The organism is Streptomyces sp. NPDC001450 (assembly GCF_053597295.1).
Map to the genome: position 1 here is coordinate 1 of NZ_JBSFHY010000044.1, position 24,376 is coordinate 24,376.

Genomic DNA, 24,376 nt, shown 5'->3' on the forward strand with positions numbered 1-24,376 from the left:
ACCAGCGCCTCCGTGCTGCGGTGGGGGTGAATCCCACCCCCCCTCAGCCGTGCCCGGCGGCGCCGCCGGGCACGGAGACGTCGACGTAGCGTGTGAAGCCGCTGCGGGGCTGGGCAACGAAGCCGTAACTCTCCTGCGGAGAGGGCGAGTTGCTCCGTACGTCCGTCGAGGCGGCGAAACCGTGGAGGGTCGGCGGAAATCATGCGAATCCGCGGACAGCAGGCCCACCGGAACCTGATGAGTGTGACTCAGCTCACCGACCTCCGGGGGTGAGAAGTGGCCACGACGCCACGCACAGGCGAACACCCGCAGGCATGAGCGAACGGCCGTACGCGCGTAGTCTCGTCACGGGTGTTCGCCGACAGGGTGAAGGCCCCGGTTGCCTCATGCCCCCAGGCCTGCACCTAGGGTCGGCTCTCGGGACCGGTCGACCCACCCCTCATCGGCCACAGCAACTTCACATCGGAAGCGAGATTTCACCACCGTGACTGCTCTGACTCTCAGCACCGCCGCGGCGCCCGGCCTCCGGGCCGACGCGATCGTGATCGGTGTCGCCAAGGGCGCCAAGGGACCCGTCGTCGCGCCGGGCGCCGACGCCGTGGACAACGCGTACGACGGCAGGCTGGCCGGCGTCCTGGAGACCCTCGGTGCCTCGGGTGCCGAGGGCGAGCTGACGAAGCTGCCCGCCCCGGCCGGCTTCAAGGCGCCGCTCGTGGTGGCGGTGGGCCTGGGCGCGGAGCCCGAGAAGGACGCCGGGTACGACGCCGAGGCGCTGCGCAAGGCCGCCGGCGTGGCCGCCCGGGCGCTCGCCGGGTCCAAGAAGGCCGCGTTCGCGCTGCCCGTCGACGGCCCGGGCGCCGTCGGCGCGATCGGGGAGGGCGTCCTGCTCGGCGCCTACGCCTTCGACACGTACAAGGACTCCGGCAAGGACGCCAAGGCCAAGAACGGCAAGGCGCCGCTGGCCGAGGCCGCGCTGCTCGGCGGCAAGCCGCGGGACGCGGCCCACAAGAGCGCCGTGGCCCGGGCCGTCGCGGTCTCCGAGGAGCTGAACCGCTCCCGTGACCTGATCAACATGCCGCCGAACGACCTCACCCCGGCGGCGTTCGCCGCCGAGGCGCAGGCCGCGGCCAAGGAGCACGGCCTCAAGGTGCAGGTGCTCGACGACAAGGCCCTGGTCAAGGGCGGCTACGGCGGCATCCTGGGCGTCGGCGGCGGTTCGGCCGCGACCCCACGCCTGGTCAAGCTGACCTACACGCACCCGAACGCGGAGAAGCACCTGGCCTTCGTCGGCAAGGGCATCACCTACGACTCGGGCGGCATCTCGCTGAAGCCGGCCGGCCACAACGAGACGATGAAGTGCGACATGAGCGGTGCCGCCGCCGTGTTCGCCGCGGTCGTCGCCGCCGCCCGCCTCGGCCTGGAGGTCAACGTCACCGGCTGGCTGGCGCTGGCCGAGAACATGCCCTCCGGCTCCGCCGTGCGTCCGGGTGACGTGCTGCGCATGTACAGCGGCAAGACCGTCGAGGTGCTCAACACCGACGCCGAGGGCCGGCTGGTCCTGGCCGACGCGCTGTGGGCGGCCTCGCTGGAGAAGCCGGACGCGATCGTGGACGTGGCCACGCTGACCGGCGCGATGATGCTGGCGCTGGGCAGCCGGACGTTCGGTGTCATGGCCAACGACGACGCCTTCCGTACCGCGGTGTACGAGGCCGCGGAGGATGTGGGCGAGCCGGCGTGGCCGATGCCGCTGCCGGAGCACCTGCGCAAGGGGATGGACTCCACCGTCGCCGACATCGCGAACATGGGTGAGCGGATGGGTGGCGGGCTGGTCGCCGGTCTGTTCCTGCGCGAGTTCGTGGGCGAGGGGATCACCTGGGCGCACCTCGACATCGCGGGCCCCGCGTTCAACGAGGGCGGTGCGTTCGGGTACACGCCGAAGGGTGGTACCGGCTCCGCCGTGCGGACGCTGGTCCGGCTTGCCGAGCTCACGGCCGCGGGTGACCTGGGCTGATGTTCGCCTGAAGGCTCGGTTCCGGCTGTCGTACGACGGCTTTCGGGGCGTGGGGGCTGGTCGCACGGTTCCCCGCGCCCCTTTTGCGGGCTGCCCCGAGCCTTCCTTTCAGGTGAGCGTGGGGTGTCTCACACTCCAGCCCGGCGTCTCGTCCGCCTCGAACAAGTGCAAAGATGGAGCCCGGCAGGACAGGGCCCCCACCGAAGGGCCGAAGCATCAAGCGGCCGGACACCAGCCGCCTGCCGGTCATCGGAGACCGGCGTACGGCGCACATGCATGGAGGACGTGACGTGGCGAACGACGCCAGCACCGTTTTCGACCTAGTGATCCTCGGCGGTGGTAGCGGTGGTTACGCCGCGGCCCTGCGCGGGGCGCAGCTGGGCCTGGACGTCGCCCTGATCGAGAAGGACAAGGTCGGCGGCACCTGCCTGCACCGGGGTTGCATCCCCACCAAGGCCCTGCTGCACGCGGGCGAGATCGCCGACCAGGCTCGCGAGAGCGCGCAGTTCGGCGTCAAGGCCACCTTCGAGGGCATCGACGTCCCGGCCGTCCACAAGTACAAGGACGGTGTCATCGCCGGCCTGTACAAGGGTCTGCAGGGGCTCATCGCCTCCCGCAAGGTGACCTACATCGAGGGTGAGGGCCGTCTGTCCTCCCCGACCTCCGTCGACGTGAACGGCCGGCGCGTCCAGGGCCGCCACGTCCTGCTGGCGACCGGCTCCGTGCCGAAGTCGCTGCCGGGCCTGGAGATCGACGGCAACCGGATCATCTCCTCGGACCACGCCCTCGTCCTGGACCGCGTGCCCAAGTCCGCGATCATCCTGGGCGGCGGTGTCATCGGCGTCGAGTTCGCCTCGGCGTGGAAGTCCTTCGGCTCGGACGTCACGGTCATCGAGGGCCTCAAGCACCTCGTCCCGGTCGAGGACGAGAACTCCTCCAAACTTCTTGAGCGCGCGTTCCGCAAGCGCGGCATCAAGTTCAACCTGGGCACCTTCTTCCAGAAGGCCGAGTACACCCAGGACGGTGTGAAGGTCACCCTCGCCGACGGCAAGGAGTTCGAGGCCGAGGTCCTCCTCGTCGCCGTCGGCCGCGGCCCGGTCTCCCAGGGCCTCGGCTACGAGGAGGCCGGGGTCGCCATGGACCGCGGTTACGTCCTCGTCGACGAGTACATGCGCACCAACGTCGCGACCATCTCCGCCGTCGGTGACCTCGTCCCGACGCTCCAGCTCGCGCACGTCGGCTTCGCCGAGGGCATCCTGGTCGCGGAGCGTCTGGCCGGTCTGAAGACCGTCCCGATCGACTACGACGGTGTCCCGCGGGTGACGTACTGCCACCCGGAGGTCGCCTCCGTCGGTATCACCGAGGCCAAGGCCAAGGAGATCTACGGCGCGGACAAGGTCGTCGCTCTGAAGTACAACCTGGCGGGCAACGGCAAGAGCAAGATCCTCAACACCGCGGGCGAGATCAAGCTCGTCCAGGTGAAGGACGGTGCCGTGGTCGGCGTCCACATGGTCGGCGACCGCATGGGCGAGCAGGTCGGCGAGGCCCAGCTGATCTACAACTGGGAGGCGCTGCCGGCCGAGGTCGCCCAGCTCATCCACGCCCACCCGACGCAGAACGAGGCGATGGGCGAGGCGCACCTGGCGCTGGCCGGCAAGCCGCTGCACTCCCACGACTGAGCCTTCGGTCCACGGGCGCGACGACACAGACTTCCGCAAATTCGTAAGGAGAAACCGAAACCATGGCGGTTTCCGTAACCCTTCCGGCGCTCGGTGAGAGCGTCACCGAGGGCACTGTCACCCGCTGGCTGAAGGCCGAAGGCGAACGCGTCGAGGCCGACGAGCCGCTGCTCGAGGTCTCGACCGACAAGGTCGACACCGAGATCCCTTCGCCCGCCGCCGGCGTGCTGGCCTCCATCAAGGTCGCCGAGGACGAGACCGTCGAGGTCGGCGCCGAGCTGGCGGTCATCGACGACGGCACGGGCGCGCCCGCTGCCGCTCCGGCCCCCGCGGCCGCCGAGGCTCCGGCCCCGGCCCCCGTCGCCGAGGCCCCCGCCGCTCCGGCCCCGGCCCCCGAGGCCCCGGCCGCCCCCGCGGCCGCCCCGGCCGGTGGCGCCCAGGGCACGGACGTGGTCCTGCCCGCGCTCGGTGAGTCCGTCACCGAGGGCACCGTCACCCGCTGGCTGAAGTCGGTCGGCGAGTCCGTCGAGGCCGACGAGCCGCTGCTCGAGGTCTCCACGGACAAGGTCGACACCGAGATCCCGGCGCCCGCCTCCGGCGTGCTGCTGGAGATCGTGGTCGGCGAGGACGAGACCGCCGAGGTCGGCGCCAAGCTCGCCGTCATCGGCGCCGCGGGTGCGGCTCCGGCCGCCGCTCCGGCCCCCGCCGCGCCGGCTCCGGCCCCGGCTGCCCCGGCCCCGGCTCCGGCCGCCCCCGTGGCTCCGGCCGCCCCGGCCCCGGCCGCTCCGGCGCCCGCCCCGGTCGCCGCCGCCCCGGCCCCCGCGCCGGTGGCTCCGGCTCCGGTCACCCCGGCTCCGGCCGCTCCGGCCGCCGCCCAGGCGACCGACGAGGGCGCCTACGTCACCCCGCTGGTGCGCAAGCTCGCCGCCGAGAACGGCGTCGACCTGGCCACCGTCAAGGGCACCGGCGTCGGCGGCCGCATCCGCAAGCAGGACGTCATCGCCGCCGCCGAGGCCGCGAAGGCCGCCGCCGCTGCTCCGGCTCCGGCCGCCGTGACTGCCGGAGGCCATGCCGCCGCCAAGAAGGCCCCGGCGCTGGAGGTCTCCCCGCTGCGCGGCCAGACCGTCAAGATGACCCGCATCCGCAAGGTCATCGGCGACAACATGGTCAAGGCGCTGCACGAGCAGGCCCAGCTGTCGTCGGTCGTCGAGGTCGACATCACCCGCCTGATGAAGCTGCGCGCCAAGGCGAAGGACTCCTTCGCGGCCCGTGAGGGCGTCAAGCTCTCCCCGATGCCGTTCTTCGTCAAGGCCGCCGCCCAGGCGCTGAAGGCCCACCCGGTCATCAACGCCCGGATCAACGAGGCCGAGGGCACGATCACCTACTTCGACACCGAGAACATCGGTATCGCGGTGGACTCGGAGAAGGGCCTGATGACCCCGGTCATCAAGGGTGCGGGCGACCTGAACATCGCCGGCATCGCCAAGGCCACGGCCGACCTGGCGGGCAAGGTCCGCGCCAACAAGATCACCCCGGACGAGCTGTCCGGCGCGACCTTCACCATCTCCAACACCGGTTCGCGTGGCGCGCTGTTCGACACGATCATCGTGCCGCCGAACCAGGTCGCGATCCTCGGCATCGGTGCCACGGTCAAGCGTCCGGCCGTCATCGAGACCGAGGAGGGCACGGTCATCGGCGTCCGCGACATGACCTACCTGACCCTCTCCTACGACCACCGCCTGGTCGACGGCGCCGACGCGGCCCGTTACCTGACGGCGGTCAAGGCGATCCTGGAGGCTGGCGAGTTCGAGGTCGAGCTCGGCCTGTAGTCGCCGCCCCGCCGCAACACACTGGTGCCCTTGTCCGGAAGTTCCGGGCAAGGGCACCGACGTTTGCGTGTCAGGCGCTCCTTGCCCGGCTGCCGCCGTGTAAGCCTCGTCTCACCTGCACCAAAGCACCCCCACGCGCCCTACCCGCGGAGCGAACCCGCCGTATTGTCTAAACGTCAGCCCCTCCCGAAGGAGCCCTCATGACCGCCCCCGTCATCCACTCGCTGCGCGAACAGATCCGCGAGCACATCGTGGAGGGAATCGTCAGCGGTCGCTGGCAGCCGGGCGAGCGCATCGTGGAGCGACGGATCGCCACCGAGCTGGAGGTCAGCCAGACGCCGGTCCGGGAGGCCCTGCGCGAGCTGGAGTCCCTGCGGCTGATCGAGTCCGCGCCGAACAAGGGCGTGCGCGTACGGAATCTGACGGCGGCCGACCTGGAGGAGAGCTACCCCGTCCGAGCCGGCCTGGAGGCCATCGCGGCGGAGCTGGCGGCCGACCGCCTGGCGGAGGACTGCTCGGCCCTGGAACCCCACGTCCTCGCCCTGTACGAGGCCGACCGCGACGCCGACGGCACGGCCCAGGTCCGCCACACGGTCGGCTTCCACCGCGAGCTGGTCCGCGCGGCGAACAACTCGGTGCTGCTGCACACCTGGGAGGGCCTGGGCATCGAGGTCTTCACGGCGCTGTCGATCCGCTGGCTGGGCACGGTCCAGCAGTCGTACGCGGAGGAGCACGAGGAGCTGGTGCAGGCCTTCAAGCGCCGGGATCCGCGCATCGCCGAGCTGGTGAAGGCCCACGTCCTGGGCTGCGCCCCGAGGGCCTGATTCACCCGAGCACACCGTCGCTCACCTGCGAAAACCCCGGTCAGATGCGGCACCGGGTGCCCATTTCAAAGGCACCCGGTGCCTACTTTCTCGGAATCGAGAAGTTTTGCCCCGGAACCCTTTGATCGATCATCGATCAGGGAGTTACAGTCGCCGACGGACACGCGACGGAGTCGCAGATCGACACCGCCACCGAAGTCCGCCCGCCCTGTCCTGCCAAAGACCAAGGGCACCCCCGAACCCTTACCGATGAGGGAAACCCCCTTCGACTGAGGAAGGCGGCGACATGACCGACCCCAACGCCATCCAGCCGAGCGCGCTCGACCAGCTCCCCGACCGCGACCCGGAGGAGACCGCCGAATGGCAGGCCTCCCTCGACGCCGTCGCCAGGGAGGCCGGGCCGCACCGCGCCGCATACCTGATGCGTCGCACGCTGGAGCGCGCCGAGGCGGGCGGCATCGCGCTGCCGAAGCTCCTCGAGACCGACTACGTCAACACCATCCCCACCGCCGCCGAGCCGGGCCTTCCCGGTGACGAGGCGATGGAGGCCCGGATCACCGCCTGGAACCGCTGGAACGCGGCCGCCATGGTGACCCGCGGCTCGAAGTACGGCGTCGGCGGCCACATCGCCACCTTCGCCTCCGCGGCCTGGCTCTACGAGACCGGCTTCAACCACTTCTTCAAGGGCAAGGAATCCCAGGAGGCCGCCGGCTCCGGGGACCAGCTGTACATCCAGGGCCACGCCTCCCCCGGCATCTACGCCCGCGCCTTCCTGGACGGCCGGCTGAACGAGGGCCACCTCGACAACTTCCGCCAGGAGTCCGGCGGCAACGGCCTGCCCTCCTACCCGCACCCGCGCCGCCTGCCCTGGCTGTGGGAGTTCCCGACGGTGTCGATGGGCCTCGGCCCGCTGTCGGCGATCTACCAGGCCCGCTTCAACCGCTACCTCACCAACCGCGGCATCAAGGACGTCTCCGCCTCGCACGTGTGGGCGTTCCTCGGCGACGGCGAGATGGACGAGCCGGAGTCGACGGCGGCCCTCGCGCTCGCCGCCCGTGAGGAGCTGGACAACCTCACCTTCGTCATCAACTGCAACCTGCAGCGCCTCGACGGCCCGGTCCGCGCCAACTTCAAGATCGTGCAGGAGCTGGAGGCCCAGTTCCGCGGCGCCGGCTGGAACGTCATCAAGACGCTGTGGGGCTCGGCCTGGGACGAGCTGTTCCAGCTCGACACGACCGGCGCGCTGGTACGCCGCCTGCGCGAGGTACCGGACGCGCAGATCCAGACGTACCAGACCCGTGACGCCGCCTACATCCGCGCCGACTTCTTCGGCAAGGACCCGGCGCTCGCCGAGATGGCGAAGCTGCTGAGCGACGACAAGATCCTCGAGTGCTTCCACCTCTCCCGCGGTGGTCACGAGGCCCGCAAGGTCTACGCCGCGTACAAGGCCGCCGTCGAGCACAAGGGCGCGCCGACCGTGATCCTGGCCCAGACGGTCAAGGGCCACACCCTCGGCGAGGGCTTCGCGTCGAAGAACGCCAACCACCAGATGAAGAAGCTGACGGTGGACGAGTTCAAGACGATGCGGGACCTGCTCGAGCTGCCGATCAAGGACAGCGACTTCGCCGACGGCGTGGTGCCCTACGGCCACCCGGGCGCCGACTCCCCCGAGGTCCGCTACCTCCAGGAGCGCCGCGCGGCCCTCGGCGGCCCGGCCCCGGCCCGCCGCACGCACGCGCTGGCCCCGCTGCCCGCGCCCGCCGAGAAGGCGTTCGCCTCCTTCGACAAGGGCTCCGGTTCCCAGAACGTGGCCACCACCATGGCCTTCGTCCGCCTGGTCAAGGACCTGGTCCGCGACAAGGAGACCGGCAAGCGCTGGGTGCCGATCGTCCCCGACGAGGCGCGCACCTTCGGTATGGAGAGCCTCTTCCCGTCCCTGGGCATCTACTCCCCCAAGGGCCAGACGTACGAGCCGGTCGACCGCGACCAGCTGATGTACTACAAGGAGGCCAAGAACGGCCAGATCCTCAACGAGGGGATCACCGAGGCCGGTTCGATGGCCGACTTCATCGCCGCGTCCAGCGCGTACGCCACGCACGGCGAGGCGATGATCCCCTTCTACATCTTCTACTCGATGTTCGGCTGGCAGCGCACGGCCGACCAGATGTGGCAGCTCGGCGACCAGCTCGGCCGCGGCTTCCTCGTCGGCGCGACCGCGGGCCGTACGACCCTGACGGGCGAGGGCCTCCAGCACGCCGACGGCCACTCCCCGGTGATCGCGGCCACCAACCCGGCGGCGCTGACGTACGACCCCGCCTTCGCCTACGAGATCGCGGTGATCGTCCGTGAGGGTCTGCGCCGGATGTACGGCGAGGCCAAGCCGGGCGAGGACCAGAACGTCTTCTACTACCTGACGGTCTACAACGAGCCGCTGCCGCAGCCGGCCAAGCCGGCCGGGCTCGGCATCGACGAGGGCATCGTCAAGGGTCTGTACCGCTTCAACACGGCGGAGTCCGCGGGCGTGACCGCCCCGGCCAACGCCCCGCGCATCCAGCTGCTCGGCTCCGGTACGGCGATCCACTGGGCCCTGGAGGCGCAGCAGCTGCTCGCCGAGGAGTGGGGCGTGGCCGCCGACGTGTGGTCCGCGACCTCCTGGTCCGAGCTGCGCCGCGACGCGATGGAGGCCGACGCGGCCCTGCTGCGCGGCGAGGAGCGCGTGCCGTTCGTCCGCCAGGCGCTGCAGGGCGCGGAGGGCCCGGTCCTGGCCGTCTCCGACTACATGCGCCAGGTCCCGGACCAGATCGCGCAGTGGGTCGAGCAGGACTGGTCCTCGCTGGGCGCCGACGGCTTCGGCCTCTCCGACACCCGCGAGGCGGCCCGCCGCCACTTCGGCGTCGACGCCCGGTCGATCGTCGTCGCGGCCCTGGCCCAGCTCGCCAAGCGCGGCGAGGTCAAGGCGACGGCGGTGAAGGAAGCCCGGGAGAAGTACGGGCTGTAGTCACCTGAGTTCATGGAAGGGGTACGGCTGTTGCCGTACCCCTTCTTTGTCAGTGGCTCCCGGCATCATGAAACGCATGCGTGCCGCGCGGCTCATCAAGATGGTGCTCCTTCTCCAGTCCCGGCCCTCCATGACCGCCGCCGAGCTGGCCCGGGAGCTGGAGGTGTCGGAGCGGACGGTCACGCGGGACGCGCAGGCGCTGTCGGAGGCCGGGGTGCCGGTGTACGCCGACCGGGGGCGGGCCGGCGGGTACCGGCTGATCGGCGGGTACCGCACGCGGCTGACGGGGCTGGCGCGCAGCGAGGCCGAGGCCCTGTTCCTGAGCGGGGTGCCGGGGGCGCTGCGGGAGATGGGGCTGGACGACGTCGCCTCCGCCGCCCGGCTGAAGGTCTCCGCCGCGCTGCTGCCCTCCCTGCGGGACGCCCCGGACAGCGCCGCCCAGCGTTTCCATCTGGACGCGCCCGCCTGGTTCCGGGAGCCGGAGACACCCGCGCTGCTGCCCGTGATCGCCGAGGCGGTGTGGAACGACCGGCGGATCGGGGCCGTCTACCGGCGCGGGGAAGCGGCCGTCGAGCGGGAGCTGGAGCCGTACGGGCTCGTGCTGAAGGCGGGTGTCTGGTACCTGTGCGCGCGGGTGGCCGACGGCGGCGCCTTCCGGACGTACCGGATCGACCGCTTCGACGCCGTCGAGGCCCGCGCCGAGCGCTTCAGCCGTGATCCGGAGTTCGACCTGCCCCGCTACTGGGCCGAGCAGGCCGAGCGGTTCGCCCGGTCGATCCTGCGCGCCGAGGTCGTCGTACGGCTGTCCCCGGACGGCGTGCGCAGGCTGCCGTACGCCGTCGACCCGCTCTCCGCGCGCGAGGCGCTCACGAGCGTGGGCGAGCCGGACGCCGAGGGGTGGGTGACGCTGACCGTGCCGGTGGAGTCGGAGGAGGTCGCGCACACCCAGCTGACGGCGCTGGGCACGGAGGCCGAGGTGCTGGCGCCGGAAAGCCTGCGGGAGCGGTGCGCGGCGGACGCGGCCCGGCTCGCCGCGCGCTACGGCCGGAGGGACATCTCATAACGATCCGCTGCACTCCGCGCGACTCCGCGTGCGCCCCACCGGCTCAGGCCCGATGCTGGACCCGTGATGGAAGAGTCGGAGTTCTGGGAGCTGATCGACACCACCCGCCAGGCCGCCGAGGGCGACCCCGAGGAGCAGGCCGACCTGCTCGTGGACCGGCTGCTCCAGCTGGACCCGGAGACGGTCCTGGACTTCGCCCGTCACTTCGAGTCCCGCTACAACCGCGCCTACCACTGGGACCTGTGGGGCGCCGCCTGGGTGCTGCTGCGCGGGGCCAGCGACGACGCGTTCGACTACTTCCGCTGCTGGCTCATCGGCCAGGGCCGGGAGGTCTTCGAGGGCGCCCTGCACAGCCCGGACTCGCTGGCGGAGCTGCTGGAGGACTTCGACGAGGAGATCGACGGCGACGGCGAGGAGCTGGGGTACGCCGCGGACGAGGCGTACGAGCAGCTCACCGGCGCCGTCGCCCCGGACCTCGGCATCTCGGCCGCTCCCGCCGAACCGGAGGGCACCCCGATCGACTTCGAGAACGAGGCGGCCCTCGCCGAGCTGTATCCCCGGCTTTCGGCGCGTTTCAAGAGCTGACTCCGGGCGCGTGCAACGGCGGCGCGGCGTTGGCCCGGTCGAGTGCCGAGGCCGTCGCGGCGGCCGGTCCGACCACGACCGCCGCGACCACGCAGACGACGGTCCAGGGGCGGCGCACCGCCCGGGCCCACACGGAGGCCGCGGGCCCGGACCGCCGGGCCTGCTCGTCCCGCTGCCGTGTACGACCGCTCATCGTCTCCCCACCTCCAGTCGGCGCATCTCCCGCTGAGTGCGTGCCTCGACGGTAGGGCGGCGACCTCAGGGGGTGCGGTGAGCCGCCTGTGGCGTTCCTGTGGGCACGCGTCCGGGCGGGACACGGCCCTGGAGGCGGGCCGCGGTCTGCCTGATCTCCGGGAGCCGGGCGGTCAGGGCGGCGCCCGGGCAACTGGTCATGAAGCCGTCGTTGTGGCCGGCCACGGCGGGCAGCGTGGCGGTGCTGCCGGCCTTGTAGCGGCTGAGGCCGTTGCTGGAGACCAGGCGGGTGCGGGAGCGCGGGTCGACGTCGGCGAGGCCGAGCTTCCAGGCGGTGAGGGCCGCGATCGCGTCGGTCATGGCCTGCGGCACGGGGACGCCGGCGGTGAACGTGCCGAGGGCGGCGATGCCGGTGGTGCGGTGGTTGAAGCCCTGGGTGTGGGCGCCGGTGACGGGCCGCTCGACGCCTCCGGCGCGGCCCTCGTAGATGGTGCCGCAGCGGTCGACGAGGAAGTTGTAGCCGATGTCGTCCCAGCGGCGGGGGCCGGTCTGGCCGACGTACAGGTCGCGGATGATGCGGGGTGCCTCGGCGCAGGCGTACCGGTTGGGCGAGTCGGTGTGGTGGACGAAGACGGCGACCACCTTGTCGTCGTAGCGCGGGGGCGGCTGGCTGCGCCTGGCCGCGGTGCGGTCCAGCCAGGCGGAGCGGGGCACGATCCGCGGCCGCGGGGCGTGGTGGGCCTGCTGGGGCCGGTCCGCCGCGGGCCGGCCGAGCCGGACCGTGACAGGGCGCTCGACACCGCGGGCGCACAGGACCAGCGTGAGGACGGCGGTCAGGCCGGGCAGGCATCCCAGCACCACCAGTACGGCGCCGGGCACGCGCACGGCCCGCCGCTTCCGCGCCCCACGCGATCTTCGGAAGACAGGCATGAGCCCACTGTCGGGCCGGTCCGCCGTGCCCGCGATGTGTGCTGTGCCACCCGGTGGAACCATCGTCCTCGTGGAGGACGTTTCTGGGGATACACGCACACGTGGCCGGTTCGCCGCCCGGTGGCCGCTCTCGCGCGCGTGACTGATCATCGGGCCCGTCCCGGCCGTATGAGGGGATCCGAGAGAAAGGCGGCTCCGTGGACCTGCTCGACCTGGTGCTCGCACTGGTGATCCTCGTGTACGCGGCGTCCGGTTACCGGCGCGGGCTGGTGGCCGGATGCGTGTCCCTGGCCGGGTTCGTGGGCGGCGCGGTCGTCGGTGTGTGGGTGCTGCCGTGGGTGACCGGCATGGTGGCGCGCGGGTCGGCGGCCGCGACCGTGCTGGCGGTGCTGACGGTGCTGGTGCCGGGGGTGGTGGGGCATGAGCTGGCGGGCCGGCTGGCGCTGCGGCTGCGCCGGGAGCTGGACCGGGAGGGCCGGGGTCCGCTGCGGGTGGCGGACGGGATAGGGGGTGCGGCGGCCAACTCGGTCGCGGTGCTGATAGTGGCCTGGGTCGCGGCGAGCGTGCTGGGCGCCTCCTCGTCGCAGACCCTGACGACGGCCATACGGAACTCCGCGTTGCTGGGCGCGGTGCAGCAGACGATGCCGGCGACGACCCCCGTGTGGTTCTCGCGGGCGACGTCCGCGCTGACCGAGGCGGGCTTCCCGCAGGTCTTCAACCCGTTCGAGAACGAGTCGACGGCCCAGGTGCCCCGGCCCACGGGCGACAGTGTCACGCCGGCCGCGACCGAGGCCGCCAAGCGGAGCACGGTGAAGATCGAGGGCGCCTCCGGCACCGAGGGCCGGGAGGGCAGCGGCTTCGTGTACACGCCGCGGCACGTGATGACGAACGCCCACGTGGTGGCGGGCATCGACCACCCGAGTGTGCGGGTGGGCGGGGTCGGGCGGTCGTACGAGGCCCGGGTGGTGCTCTTCGACGCGGACCGGGACGTGGCGGTGCTGTACGTGCCCCAACTGCGCGCCCCGGTGCTGCGGTTCGACCGGAACGCCACGCGCGGGGACTCGGCGGTGGTCGCGGGCTATCCGCAGGACGGGAGCCTGAACCTGCAGGCGGCGACGGTGGCGAACCGGGTGCGTGCGACCGGCCAGAACATCTACAACAACCACACGGTCACCCGGGAGATCTACTCGATCCGCTCGACGGTCCGGCCGGGCAACTCCGGCGGCCCGCTGCTGACCACCGACGGGCGGGTGTTCGGTGTGGTCTTCGCCCGCTCCACCTCGGACGCCGAGACGGGGTACGTGCTGACGGCGGCCGAGGTGGCGAGCGACGCCGGGCGCGCGGCCACGGCGACCGCTCCGGTGGACACGGGCCGGCTGGTCACGTCGTAGGGCGGCTCACAGGGCACGACCCATGAACACGTCGTCGACGTACACGCCGTCGAGCAGGAACTCCTCCGGCAGGACGCCCTCGACCACGAACCCCTCGGCCTCGTAGAGCCTGCGCGCCAGGGTGTTGTGCCCGAGCACGCGCAGGGTGATGCGACGTGCGTCGCGCCTGCGCGCCTCCTCGATCGCGGCCCGGACCAGCGCCCGGCCGACGCCCCTGCCGCGGGCGTCGGCATGGACGGCGAGTCCCTGGATCTGCCGTACGTGCGCGTTCACGGCGAGCGAGGTCGGGAAGCCGAGGCGGACATAACCGACGAGGCGTCCGTCGAGTTCGGCGACGAGCGTGTCCTCGGGGCTGTGCCGCTCGCTGAAGAAGGGGTCGTACGGCGGCTGCGGCTCCGGCATGACCGCGTGCAGGGTGGACCACGTGGCCTTGTCGAGGAGGGTCAGGTCCTCGTCGTCGGCCGGCAGGGCGATGCGTATGGACGGCTCCGGCATGACGGCCACCCTATGACGGCGGATGACGCCCCGACCCACGCGTTTTACGCGCATCCTGCAGGTCTGCGGCGCATGCTGGGGTCATGGAACTTTCAAGAATCGCCGTGGCCGGTGCGTCCGGTCTCATCGGCAGCGCCCTGGTACGGTCCCTGACCGCGGACGGGCACGAGGTGGTGCGTCTGGTCCGCCGTGCGCCCCGGGACGGGAGCGAGGTCCGCTGGGACCCCGAGCGGCAGCAGGTGGACGCGGCCGGGCTGGCCGGCTGTGACGCGGTGGTCAACCTCGCGGGTGCGGGAATCGGCGACCGGCGCTGGACACCGGAGTACAAGCGGCTGGTCCGGGACAGCCGGGTGCTCGGGACTGCGGCGCTGGCGGAGGCGGTGGCCTCGCTGGACACACCGCCGCGGGTCTTCGTGAGCGGCAGCGCGATCGGCATCTACGGCGAGACCGGTGACCGGGCCGTGGACGAGGACACGCCACCCGGGGACGGGTTTCTGCCGTCGCTGTGCGTGGAGTGGGAAGAGGCGGCGGCGCCCGTGCAGGAGGCGGGCGTACGGACGGTGTTCGCGCGCACGGGGCTGGTGGTGGCGCGCGGCGGCGGGGCCTGGGGGCGCTTGTTCCCGCTGTTCAAGGCGGGGCTCGGGGGGCGGATGGGCGACGGACAGCAGTACTGGTCGTACATCGCGCTGCACGACGAGGTCGCCGCGATCCGGTATCTCGTCGACCACGACACGCTGTCCGGGCCGTTCAACCTGACCGCGCCCCAGCCGCTGACGAACCGTGAGATCACCGAGGCGATGGGGAGAGTGCTGCACCGGCCGACGCTGTTCGCCGTCCCGGAGCCGGTGTTGCGGACGGTGCTGGGCGAGATGGCCGGGGAGGTGCTGGGCAGCCTGCGGGTGGTGCCGAAGCGGCTGCTGGAGTCGGGGTTCACCTTCGCGTTCCCAGGGATCGAGGACGCGATCCGCGCGGCCTGAGAGGACGCCGTCCACTCGGCTGACATGACGTCAGGAAGCTCCTGGGATCTCCTGCGACCTCTTGTGAGCGTATGCGACCGTCGTGCGACCGTGCCCTGTTGATGCGCGACTGTTCCTGACCGATCGCGGCCCTAACCTCGACCCGAACTCGGGTATCCCTGGAGCCTGTTGGGGGCATGACGTCTCCACCGGCCGCGCAACCACAGGAGGGGCCTCGTGCTTGAGCCCGCGTACCAGGTGGACGTCGTCATCGTGGGAGCCGGAATCGCCGGACTCTCGGCGGCTCATCGGCTCACCAGCGCAGGAGTAACGACCACAGTCCTGGAGGCCGCCCCTTACGTGGGCGGCCGCATGTCGACCGAGAAGGTCGACGGCTTCCGGCTCGACCGCATCGGACAGCTGCTGTCCACGTCCTATCCCGAGCTCCGCCGCACCGCGGGGCTCGGCTCACTCACCCTGCGCCGCTTCGCGCCGGGCGTGCTGCTGCACCGCGACGGGCGCACCCACCGCGCGGGCGCACCGGCGACCGGAAGGAGCGCAAGGGGCGCACTCCATGTGGTGCGCGCCCTGGCGAGCGCCCCCAGGGGCCCGGCGGCCGCGCCGGGCCGGGCCGGTGCGCCGGTGGGCGGCGCGGTCGACCAGGCCCGCCTGGGCACCGCCCTGGGCCGGATCGCCGCCACCCCCGTCGAACGCCTGCTGTCCCGGCCCGAACTGCCCGCCGCACAGGCCCTCGCGGCCCGCGGGGTGCCCGCCCGGACGATCGACGGCTTCCTGCGTCCGCTGCTCGCCGCGCTGCTGTGCGACCCGGAGCTGACCACGTCCAGCCGGTGCGCCGACCTGGCGCTGCACTCCTTCGCGAGTGGCCGGCTGTGCGTGCCGGAGGGCGGTGCGGAGGTGCTGCCGGAGCTGCTGGCCGGCGCGCTGCCGCCCGGGACCGTGCGCACCGGGGTGCGGGTCACCTCCGTGTCCACGACCTCGGTGACCACGGCCGAGCACGGTGAGATCCGTTGCCGTGCGGTGCTGCTGGCGACCGACGCGCGGGCCGCGGCCGAGCTGCTGCCGGGGCTCAGGGTGCCGGACTTCCACCCGATGACGGTCGTTCACCACACCACGGACGAGCCGGCCGCGGTCCTCGCGACGGGCACGTCGCTGCTGCTGGACGCCGACCGCGGCGGACCGGTCGCGCACACGGCGGTGCTCAGCAACGTCGACCCGAGCCGCGCGCCGGCCGGCCGGGTGCTGATCTCGTCGACCGTGCTGGGCACCCCGCCCGGCGACGTCGACACCGCCGTCCGCATCCACCTCTCGCGGCTCTACGGCGCCTCGACGCGCCGCTGGGAGACGCTCGCCGTGCACCACACCCCGCAGGCGGTACCGGCGATGCGTCCCCCGCACGACCTGCGCCGCCCGGTGCGCCTGCTGGCCGGCCTGTACGTCTGCGGCGACCACCGCGACACCAGCACCGTCCAGGGCGCCCTGCACTCGGCCCACCGGGCCGCGGCGGCGATCCTGGCGGACCTGGGAGCGGCGGGCCCGATGCACAGGGCGGATCCGGCACCCACGCTGCCACGAGCGGCCTAGGCGCTCAGCCCAGCGCGGCGACCTTCTCCCGGTACCCCCTCACTGGTGCCGCGTCCCTGTACGGCTCCAGGCGGCGCTCGAAGTCCTTGACGTACTCGATCGCGCGCGCGGAGCGCATCTCCGCCGCCTGGCCGGCGGCCTCGGCGGCCAGGACGCAGGCCTGGTCGAGTTCGCCGAGGCCGAGCCGGGCGGTGGCGAGGACGACCCGGCAGAACAGGCGGCTGCGGGCGTAGGAGGGGGCGCGCAGCTGGAGGGAGCGCTCCGCGTGCTGGGCGGCCGCCCGGAACTGCTGCAGGTCGCGGTGGCAGTGCCCGAACTCGTCGGCGAGTTGCGCCTCGTCGAAGAACCGGGCCCAGTACGGCACCTCGTCCCCGGGCCGGGCCGCCTCCAGGGCGCGCTCGGCCCGCACCAGCGCCCCGGTGCACGCCCGCACCTCCCCGAGCACCCCGTGCGCGCGGGCCTCGGAGGCGTGCAGCAGCGCCTGCACGACCGGCGTCGCGCCTGTGCCGACGCCCTGCTGGGCCACTCGCGCCAGCTGTACGGCCTCCCTGCCGTGCCCGAGGTAGACGGCCTGACGGCTCATGGTGACCAGCACGTAGGAGCCGTAGGACCGGTCACCGGCCGCCTGGGCGAGGCGCAGGGCCTGTACGAAGTAGCGCTGGGCGAGTCCGTGCGCCGCGATGTCGTACGAGGTCCAGCCGGCCAGCCGGGTGAGGTCGGCGGCCGCGGCGAACAGGCGGCGGCCGGTCTGCTCGTCGTAGGCGCCGCGCAGCATCGGCTCGCACTCGTGCTCCAGGTAGCGCACGAGGGCCTGCCGGGCGTGGCCGCCGCCATAGGCGTCGTCGAGGGTGCGGAACAGCTCGCCGACCGAGCGCAGCGCGGCGATGTCACCGCCGGTGACCTTGTGGCCGGGGGCACGCGCGGCGTGTCCGCGGGGCCGGGGCGGGGCCGGTACGGCCTCCGGCCGGTCCCTGGCGGCGGGGCGAGCCTGGGCGGGCACCCGGGGCGCGGGCTCCCGGGCCACCCTGTCGTCGGCCTTGCCGATCAGCCAGTCCCGGCTGGGCACGACCAGCCCGGCCGGGGTGAAGGCGATCTTGCGCAGCTCGGCGTGACTGCCGGAGTCCTTGCGCCACAGCCCGCTGACGATGTCGACGGCCTCCTCGGGGGTGGCCGCGAACTCGAGCCCGGCGTAGACCGGCGCACAGGCGTCCAGGCCGAGATCCTGGGCCGTGAGCCGGCGCCCGAGCCGGCGCGTGAACACCTCGGCGATCAGGGCGGGGGTGGTGCCCCGGGGCTGCTGCCCGCGCAGCCAGCGGGTGACCGAGGTCTTGTCGTATCTGAGGTCCAGCCCGTGCTCCAGACCGAGCTGGTCGACGCGACGGGCCAGACCCGCGTTGGAGAACCCCGCCTCTGCGATGAGCGCGGCGAGCTGGCGGTTGGGGGTGCGCTGCGCGGGTCGGTCCGTCATCTGCGGTGCGGTCTCCTGCCTTCCGGCGCCTGAAGTGCCGGGATTGCCTGTGAGCAGCCCTTATGGCCTCGTGGACGGCGCGAATGTAGCGGAGGGTGAGTAGACGATCACATGCTTCGCCACGCATTCATCCGATCGTGTGAGGATTGCCTCCAGGGCTGACGTTCGCGGGTCGGACGTACAGTGGCGTGGGCGCGTTACGTGCCTGACACACCCATCGCTGAGGGAGGCGCTTGCCGTGAGTGAGTTGCGGTTCGTCCACATGGGGTTCGGCGCGGACGCCGTCGACTACCAGGAGGCGTGGGACGAGCAGCGCCGGGTGCACGCGGCCCGGTTCGCCGACGAGGCCCCCGACACCGTGCTGCTCCTGGAGCACCCCCCGGTGTACACGGCGGGCCGCCGCACCGAGGACAGCGAGCGTCCGCTGGACGGCACCCCGGTCATCGACGTGGACCGCGGCGGCAAGATCACCTGGCACGGTCCCGGTCAGCTGGTGGGCTACCCGATCCAGAAGCTGCCCCGCCCGGTGGACGTCGTCGCCCACGTGCGCCGCCTCGAGGAGGCGCTCATCCGCACCTGCGCCGAGTACGGCCTGGAGACCACCCGGGTCGAGGGCCGCAGCGGCGTGTGGGTGCTCGGCGACCCGGTCGAGCAGCGGCCGGCCCTCGGCGGACTCTCCCTCGACTTCGACCCGCGGCTGCACGACGAGGAGTTCGACCCCCGCCTGAACGGCCCGGAGTACGCCCCCTCCAACGCCGGCCAGCGCCGCGAGGACCGCAAGATCGCCGCGATCGGCATCCGCGTCGCCAAGGGCGTCACGATGCACGGCTTCTCCTTCAACGTGAACCCGGACAACCGCTGGTTCGACCGGATCATCCCGTGCGGCATCCGGGACGCCGGCGTGGCCTCCCTGGCGGGCGAGCTGGGCCGCGACATCACCATCGAGGAGGTCCTGCCGGTGGTGGAGCGCCACCTGAGGGACATCCTGGAGAACGCGGAACCGAAGCCGAGAGTGATCGAGAAGGCGCCGGCCTGATCGGGGAATGCGCCCCATGGCTGTGAGGTTGACCTCACGAGTAGGGCTCAGTTAGCACGGGCGTACGCTGGTGTACGCCGAAGAATCGAAGACTACGTCTAAGCAATCAGCAGGGAGCCGGTCGTGTCCGCAGTCGCACCCGACGGACGCAAGATGCTGCGCCTGGAGGTCCGCAACAGCCAGACCCCCATCGAGCGCAAGCCCGAGTGGATCAAGACCCGGGCGAAAATGGGCCCCGAATACACGGAGATGCAGAAGCTCGTGAAGAGCGAGGGTCTGCACACCGTCTGCCAGGAAGCCGGCTGCCCGAACATCTACGAGTGCTGGGAGGACCGCGAGGCGACCTTCCTCATCGGCGGCGACCAGTGCACCCGGCGCTGCGACTTCTGCCAGATCGACACCGGCAAGCCCGAAGCCCTCGACCGTGACGAGCCGCGCCGCGTCGGCGAGTCCGTGGTCACCATGGACCTGAACTACGCCACCATCACCGGCGTCGCCCGCGACGACCTGGAGGACGGCGGCGCCTGGCTGTACGCCGAGACCGTGCGCCAGATCCACCAGCAGACCGCCGGGCGCGAGGCCGGCCGCACGAAGGTCGAGCTGCTGGCCCCCGACTTCAACGCGATCCCCGAGCAGCTCGCCGAGGTCTTCTCCTCCCGTCCCGAGGTCTTCGCGCACAACGTCGAGACCGTGCCGCGGATCTTCAAGCGGATCCGCCCCGGCTTCCGCTACGAGCGCTCGCTGAAGGTCATCACCGAGGCCCGCGACTTCGGCCTGGTCACCAAGTCCAACCTGATCCTCGGCATGGGCGAGACCCGCGAGGAGGTCAGCGAGGCGCTCAGGCAGCTGCACGAGGCGGGCTGCGAGCTGGTCACCATCACCCAGTACCTGCGCCCCTCCGTGCGCCACCACCCGGTGGAGCGCTGGGTGAAGCCGCAGGAGTTCGTGGAGCTGAAGGAGGAGGCCGAGCAGATCGGCTTCTCCGGTGTGATGTCCGGTCCGCTGGTCCGGTCCTCGTACCGCGCCGGACGCCTGTACCAGATGGCGATCGAACAGCGTCAGTCAGCCGCTCCGCAGAGGGGCGTCTCGTACGTCGCCGGCCAGGCTGTGTGATCAGGCTGTGTGAATTCACGCACAAGCTATTACTGGCCAGTAATGGCCGAGTCCACGCGGTCCTGACCGTCCTCGCTGATGAGGGCGACGTCAGGGCCGCGTAGGTGTTTCGGCGCTCCGTATCAAGGCTTCATTGGCGTTTGACCGGTCGGTCACGCCCTGGTAACACCAATCAGTGACTCTGATATCACGCGACGTACACCCGACCGAGGGGGGACCTCGATCATGCAGGCCGCGCCCGTCCGCGCCACCGCCATTCCGTCCTTCGCCGACGCGCTCCGCGCCGTCGAGTCCCTGCTCATGAGCGGCGGCCAGCGCACCGCCCGCCGCAACGCCTGGACCTCCGTGCTGGAGGACCGCCGCCGCGCCAAGGACCGGGTCGAGGCGCAGCGCGTGCTCGAGCAGGCCGCCACCCGCTCCTGAAACCTCTCCCCCACCGGGCACTGCCGTCGTGGGCACTCCCGGGGGCACGTAGACTTCGTGGCATGGCGAGGAAGGAAACCGCGGCGGACGCCGCGAACGCAGGGCGACTGAAGCAGATCGCCCTTACGTACAAGATGACCAGCAAGGTCGACAAGAAGATCGGTCTTGTGCTGGCGGCCGTCGGTATCGGCACCCTCGGTGTCTTCCTCGCGATCGGCTTCCTGATCGGCCACCCGGTCTATCTCGGCATCCTGGGCCTGCTGCTGGCCTTCCTGGCGACGGCGATCGTTTTCGGCCGCCGCGCCGAGCGGGCCGCGTTCGGGCAGATGGAGGGCCAGCCGGGCGCCGCCGCGGCCGTGCTGGACAACATCGGCCGGGGCTGGACGACGACTCCGGCGGTGGCGATGAACCGCAGCCAGGACGTGGTGCACCGGGCGGTCGGCAAGGCCGGCATCGTGCTGGTCGCCGAGGGCAACCCGAACCGGGTGAAGAGCCTGCTGGCCGCCGAGAAGAAGAAGATGAACCGCATCGTGGCGGACGTGCCGGTGCACGACGTGATCGTGGGCAACGGCGAGGGCCAGATCGAGCTCAAGAAGCTGCGCACGACCATGCTGAAGTACCCGCGCGTGCTGACCGGCCCCCAGGTGACCGCCACCAACGACCGGCTGCGCGCCATGGGCGACCTGATGAGCAACATGCCGCTGCCGAAGGGTCCGATGCCGAAGGGCATGCGGATGCCGAAGGGCGGGCCGAAGGCCCGCTAGTCCCCCTCGTACGAGAAAGGGGGCGCCCGGCCAATGGCCGGGCGCCCCCTTCGTCGTACGACGTTCAGCTCCGTACTTCCACGGTCTTCGCGATCCGGTCGTGCAGGCCGCGGCCGTCCCGGTCCCAGATCAGGGCGGGGATCGCCAGGCACAGCAGGAGCGTGCGCAGCAGGGCGCGCAGCGGGTTGACCGTCCCGGTCTGCAGGGCCACCACCCGGATGCCGAACAGGCGCTTACCCGGGGTGAAGCCGATCGTGCCGACCGTGAGCGCGCTCATCACGAAGAAGATGAGCAGGGCCCAGTTGCTGGTGGCGGGGCTGTTGCCGTGCGTGATCAGGCCGTATGCGATCAACACGCACAGACCCCAGTCCACGGCCAGGGCACCGAGGCGCCTGCCGGGCCGTGCGATCGAGTTCGGTCCCTCCTCCGGGAGGCCGAGCTGCTCGCCCCGGTACCCGAAGTCGGCGCCGGCTTCTTCCATGGCCGCGCGCGGCCCGGAAAGCCACGATCCCATTGCTTGCCTGTTGTCCACCCGTCCACGGTACGCGCCCGGAATCGGGCAGGGCGCACAGGGGTGTGTCGGCGCTACCGTGGAACCGTGGCCGGTTAACTTCTGCGAAACAAACGGGTCACGCCCGAGAAATCACCCGTCCCTAGGGTCGGAGGCAGCGTGTGCCACCGCACTGGCCGCACGAACGATCTACCACCCCGGCGGGACGGTCGGGAGTAGGAGGAGCTGGATGTTCCAGAACGCCGACGAGGCCAAGAAGTTCATCGCGGACGAGGACGTCAAGTTCGTCGACGTCCGCTTCTGCGACCTGCCGGGCGTCATGCAGCACTTCACGGTGCCCGTCGAGGCGTTCGACCCGGACGAGGAGCTGGCCTTCGACGGATCGTCGATCCGTGGTTTCCAGGCCATCCACGAGTCCGACATGGCCCTGCGCGCCGACCTCAGCACGGCCCGTGTGGACCCGTTCCGCCGCGACAAGACCCTCAACATCAACTTCTTCATCCACGACCCGATCACGGGCGAGCAGTACTCCCGTGACCCGCGCAACGTGGCCAAGAAGGCCGAGGCCTACCTCGCGTCGACCGGTATCGCGGACACCGCGTACTTCGGTCCCGAGGCCGAGTTCTACGTCTTCGACTCCGTCCGCTTCGCGACCGGCGCGAACGAGTCCTTCTACCACATCGACTCCGAGGCGGGTGCCTGGAACACCGGCGCCCTGGAGAACAACCGTGGCTACAAGGTCCGCTACAAGGGTGGCTACTTCCCGGTCCCGCCGGTCGACCACTTCGCCGACCTGCGCGCCGAGATCTCCCTGGAGCTGGACAAGCAGGGCCTGAAGGTCGAGCGCCAGCACCACGAGGTCGGCACCGCGGGCCAGGCCGAGATCAACTACAAGTTCAACACGCTGCTCGCCGCCGCCGACGACCTGCAGCTGTTCAAGTACATCGTGAAGAACGTCGCCTGGCGCAACGGCAAGACGGCGACCTTCATGCCGAAGCCGATCTTCGGTGACAACGGCTCGGGCATGCACGTGCACCAGTCGCTGTGGAGCAACGGCGACCCGCTGTTCTACGACGAGGCCGGTTACGCGGGCCTGTCGGACACCGCCCGCTACTACATCGGCGGCATCCTCAAGCACGCCCCGTCGCTGCTGGCGTTCACCAACCCGACGGTGAACTCCTACCACCGTCTGGTCCCGGGCTTCGAGGCGCCGATCAACCTGGTGTACTCGCAGCGCAACCGCTCCGCCGCGATGCGTATCCCGATCACGGGCTCCAACCCGAAGGCCAAGCGCGTCGAGTTCCGCGCCCCCGACTCCTCCGGCAACCCGTACCTGGCCTTCTCGGCCCTGCTCCTCGCGGGCCTGGACGGCATCAAGAACAAGATCGAGCCGGCCGAGCCGATCGACAAGGACCTCTACGAGCTGGCTCCCGAGGAGCACGCGAACGTGGCCCAGGTCCCGACGTCGCTGCCGGCCGTCCTCGACTCGCTCGAGGCCGACCACGACTTCCTCCTCCAGGGCGACGTGTTCACGCCGGACCTGATCGAGACGTGGATCGACTTCAAGCGCACCAACGAGATCGCGCCGCTGCAGCTGCGTCCGCACCCGCACGAGTTCGAGCTCTACTTCGACGTGTGATCGACGCTGCCCACAGCATGTGAGGGCCGCCACCGGGAACGCTCCCCGGTGGCGGCCCTCCGCCGTTTTCTGCGACCCTCGGCCGTCAGCTCACGACCACGACCACGACGGGTGTGTTGAACCCGTTGTTGAAGCCGAACCCGTTGTTGAAGCCGAAGAAGCCGTTGCGGTTGAAGCAGTTCCAGTTGTTGAAGCAGCCATGGTTGGTGGACACCTGGGTGGGGGTGGCTGCCGACGCGGTACCTGCCGTGCCGATCGCGGCTCCGCCGAGCATCAGGACGCCGACGGCGGACACTGCGGCGAGACGCCTCGCGCGATGTGCATTCATGGGATCCACCTTCCTTCCACCCCTCGTGCGGCTTTCCGAGCACGAGACGGATGGCCGCGACCACGGAGTGAAAAGTCCGGCGCGGGTAGGGGCTGCCGCACAAGTACGTGCAGGGCAGACGACGTCGGACACCCTGCGGTGCGGCTCTCACCGAAAATGCTAGCCGCCCGGCGGCCACCCGGCATCCTGGGCAACCTTTGCCGCTTCCCATGCTTCCTACTCTCGGGGGATCATCCTCCTGGTTCTGTCCGACGAGAGAGGTTGAACGGGGATGACCGAACAGGACGACTGGGAGCGCGAGTTCGATCACAGGTGGGCGAACTCCGCCGAGCACAAGGAGCCCTCCGCACGGGCCCGGATGCTCGCCGCCCGCTGGAAGGAGAACCCGCCGGACCCGGCGCCGTTCCGTGCCGACCCGGAGCCGGTGACGCCGCGGCGGTCGTCGTGGGTGTCGACGGTCGTGGTGCTGGGCTGCGTGGCCGCGGTGATAGTGCTGCTCGGGTACGCGCAGATGCGCTCTCCGTACTAGGGGGTTCAGG

Annotated in this window: 22 protein-coding genes; 16 read left to right on the forward strand and 6 right to left on the reverse strand. The window is 71.3% G+C overall.

Translation table 11 applies throughout. The features are described 5' to 3' along the window. Positions 1–484 precede the first annotated feature (484 nt). The 7 genes from ACWC5O_RS36445 (at position 485) to ACWC5O_RS36475 (ending at position 10,989) form a co-directional block, all read left to right on the forward strand. Positions 485–2,011, forward strand: coding sequence for a leucyl aminopeptidase (locus ACWC5O_RS36445; protein ID WP_450590282.1), 1,527 nt, complete (start codon positions 485–487; stop codon positions 2,009–2,011). Between the two features lie 290 nt (positions 2,012–2,301). Beyond that, positions 2,302–3,690, forward strand: coding sequence for a dihydrolipoyl dehydrogenase (gene lpdA, locus ACWC5O_RS36450; RefSeq protein WP_450590281.1), 1,389 nt, complete (start codon positions 2,302–2,304; stop codon positions 3,688–3,690). Between the two features lie 62 nt (positions 3,691–3,752). Next, entirely contained in the window at positions 3,753–5,519 is a 1,767-nt protein-coding gene (gene sucB, locus ACWC5O_RS36455; protein ID WP_450590280.1) for a 2-oxoglutarate dehydrogenase, E2 component, dihydrolipoamide succinyltransferase, read from the forward strand. Positions 5,520–5,719: 200 nt separating this feature from the next. Further along, positions 5,720–6,343 carry a GntR family transcriptional regulator gene (locus ACWC5O_RS36460; protein ID WP_450590279.1) on the forward strand — a complete coding sequence of 208 codons (624 nt, stop codon included), beginning with the start codon at positions 5,720–5,722 and terminating at the stop codon, positions 6,341–6,343. A 286-nt stretch (positions 6,344–6,629) separates the two neighbouring features. Continuing rightward, the gene (gene aceE, locus ACWC5O_RS36465; RefSeq protein WP_450590278.1) at positions 6,630–9,341 is read left to right on the forward strand and encodes a pyruvate dehydrogenase (acetyl-transferring), homodimeric type; all 2,712 of its coding nucleotides are present in this window, start codon (positions 6,630–6,632) and stop codon (positions 9,339–9,341) included. Between the two features lie 76 nt (positions 9,342–9,417). Next, positions 9,418–10,404: a helix-turn-helix transcriptional regulator gene (locus ACWC5O_RS36470; protein ID WP_450590277.1), complete on the forward strand. Its 987-nt coding sequence runs from the start codon at positions 9,418–9,420 to the stop codon at positions 10,402–10,404. A gap of 66 nt (positions 10,405–10,470) precedes the next feature. Next, on the forward strand, positions 10,471–10,989 hold the full coding sequence (locus ACWC5O_RS36475; protein ID WP_450590304.1) for a DUF4240 domain-containing protein: 519 nt from the start codon (positions 10,471–10,473) through the stop codon (positions 10,987–10,989). On the opposite strand, the gene ACWC5O_RS36480 is transcribed toward ACWC5O_RS36475, so the two are convergent. Both ACWC5O_RS36480 and ACWC5O_RS36485 read right to left on the reverse strand, forming a co-directional pair. Further along, positions 10,979–11,182, reverse strand: a complete 204-nt coding sequence (locus tag ACWC5O_RS36480) for a hypothetical protein (RefSeq protein WP_450590276.1) — start codon at positions 11,180–11,182, stop codon at positions 10,979–10,981. The two genes, ACWC5O_RS36475 and ACWC5O_RS36480, sit on opposite strands and share 11 nt — an antisense overlap. 65 nt (positions 11,183–11,247) lie before the next feature. Beyond that, a complete protein-coding gene (locus ACWC5O_RS36485; RefSeq protein ID WP_450590275.1) occupies positions 11,248–12,111 on the reverse strand; it encodes a peptidoglycan recognition protein family protein in 864 nt (287 codons plus the stop codon). 197 nt (positions 12,112–12,308) lie between these two features. On the opposite strand from ACWC5O_RS36485, the gene ACWC5O_RS36490 reads away from it, so the two are divergent. Next, positions 12,309–13,502, forward strand: a complete 1,194-nt coding sequence (locus tag ACWC5O_RS36490) for a MarP family serine protease (RefSeq protein ID WP_450590274.1) — start codon at positions 12,309–12,311, stop codon at positions 13,500–13,502. Positions 13,503–13,508: 6 nt separating this feature from the next. On the opposite strand, the gene ACWC5O_RS36495 is transcribed toward ACWC5O_RS36490, so the two are convergent. After that, positions 13,509–13,997 carry an N-acetyltransferase family protein gene (locus ACWC5O_RS36495; RefSeq protein WP_450590273.1) on the reverse strand — a complete coding sequence of 163 codons (489 nt, stop codon included), beginning with the start codon at positions 13,995–13,997 and terminating at the stop codon, positions 13,509–13,511. Between the two features lie 83 nt (positions 13,998–14,080). Here ACWC5O_RS36495 and ACWC5O_RS36500 point away from each other — a divergent pair, with 83 nt between their 5' ends. After that, positions 14,081–14,974, forward strand: a complete 894-nt coding sequence (locus tag ACWC5O_RS36500; protein ID WP_450590272.1) for a TIGR01777 family oxidoreductase — start codon at positions 14,081–14,083, stop codon at positions 14,972–14,974. 216 nt (positions 14,975–15,190) lie between these two features. Beyond that, on the forward strand, positions 15,191–16,555 hold the full coding sequence (locus ACWC5O_RS36505) for an NAD(P)/FAD-dependent oxidoreductase (protein ID WP_450590271.1): 1,365 nt from the start codon (positions 15,191–15,193) through the stop codon (positions 16,553–16,555). A gap of 4 nt (positions 16,556–16,559) precedes the next feature. Here ACWC5O_RS36505 and ACWC5O_RS36510 read toward each other — a convergent pair whose 3' ends face one another. Then, positions 16,560–18,023, reverse strand: a complete 1,464-nt coding sequence (locus ACWC5O_RS36510; RefSeq protein ID WP_450590270.1) for a regulator — start codon at positions 18,021–18,023, stop codon at positions 16,560–16,562. Between the two features lie 238 nt (positions 18,024–18,261). Between ACWC5O_RS36510 and lipB the strand changes: the two genes are divergently transcribed. The 4 genes from lipB (at position 18,262) to ACWC5O_RS36530 (ending at position 21,359) form a co-directional block, all read left to right on the forward strand. Continuing rightward, positions 18,262–19,059, forward strand: a complete 798-nt coding sequence (gene lipB, locus ACWC5O_RS36515) for a lipoyl(octanoyl) transferase LipB (RefSeq protein WP_450590269.1) — start codon at positions 18,262–18,264, stop codon at positions 19,057–19,059. A gap of 123 nt (positions 19,060–19,182) precedes the next feature. Further along, positions 19,183–20,172, forward strand: coding sequence for a lipoyl synthase (gene lipA, locus ACWC5O_RS36520; RefSeq protein ID WP_450590268.1), 990 nt, complete (start codon positions 19,183–19,185; stop codon positions 20,170–20,172). Positions 20,173–20,397: 225 nt separating this feature from the next. Next, the gene (locus tag ACWC5O_RS36525; protein WP_450590267.1) at positions 20,398–20,595 is read left to right on the forward strand and encodes an SCO2195 family GlnR-regulated protein; all 198 of its coding nucleotides are present in this window, start codon (positions 20,398–20,400) and stop codon (positions 20,593–20,595) included. Between the two features lie 62 nt (positions 20,596–20,657). Beyond that, positions 20,658–21,359, forward strand: a complete 702-nt coding sequence (locus ACWC5O_RS36530) for a DUF4191 domain-containing protein (RefSeq protein WP_450590266.1) — start codon at positions 20,658–20,660, stop codon at positions 21,357–21,359. A 64-nt stretch (positions 21,360–21,423) separates the two neighbouring features. On the opposite strand, the gene ACWC5O_RS36535 is transcribed toward ACWC5O_RS36530, so the two are convergent. After that, on the reverse strand, positions 21,424–21,891 hold the full coding sequence (locus ACWC5O_RS36535; RefSeq protein ID WP_450590265.1) for an RDD family protein: 468 nt from the start codon (positions 21,889–21,891) through the stop codon (positions 21,424–21,426). A gap of 208 nt (positions 21,892–22,099) precedes the next feature. Here ACWC5O_RS36535 and glnA point away from each other — a divergent pair, with 208 nt between their 5' ends. Continuing rightward, positions 22,100–23,509, forward strand: coding sequence for a type I glutamate--ammonia ligase (gene glnA / locus ACWC5O_RS36540; RefSeq protein ID WP_450590264.1), 1,410 nt, complete (start codon positions 22,100–22,102; stop codon positions 23,507–23,509). 85 nt (positions 23,510–23,594) lie between these two features. Here the strand turns inward: glnA and ACWC5O_RS36545 are convergent, their stop codons facing one another. Further along, entirely contained in the window at positions 23,595–23,837 is a 243-nt protein-coding gene (locus tag ACWC5O_RS36545) for a hypothetical protein (protein WP_450590263.1), read from the reverse strand. Positions 23,838–24,108: 271 nt separating this feature from the next. Between ACWC5O_RS36545 and ACWC5O_RS36550 the strand changes: the two genes are divergently transcribed. Next, the gene (locus ACWC5O_RS36550; protein ID WP_450590262.1) at positions 24,109–24,366 is read left to right on the forward strand and encodes an SCO2583/SCO2584 N-terminal domain-containing protein; all 258 of its coding nucleotides are present in this window, start codon (positions 24,109–24,111) and stop codon (positions 24,364–24,366) included. The last annotated feature ends 10 nt before the right edge of the window (positions 24,367–24,376 follow it).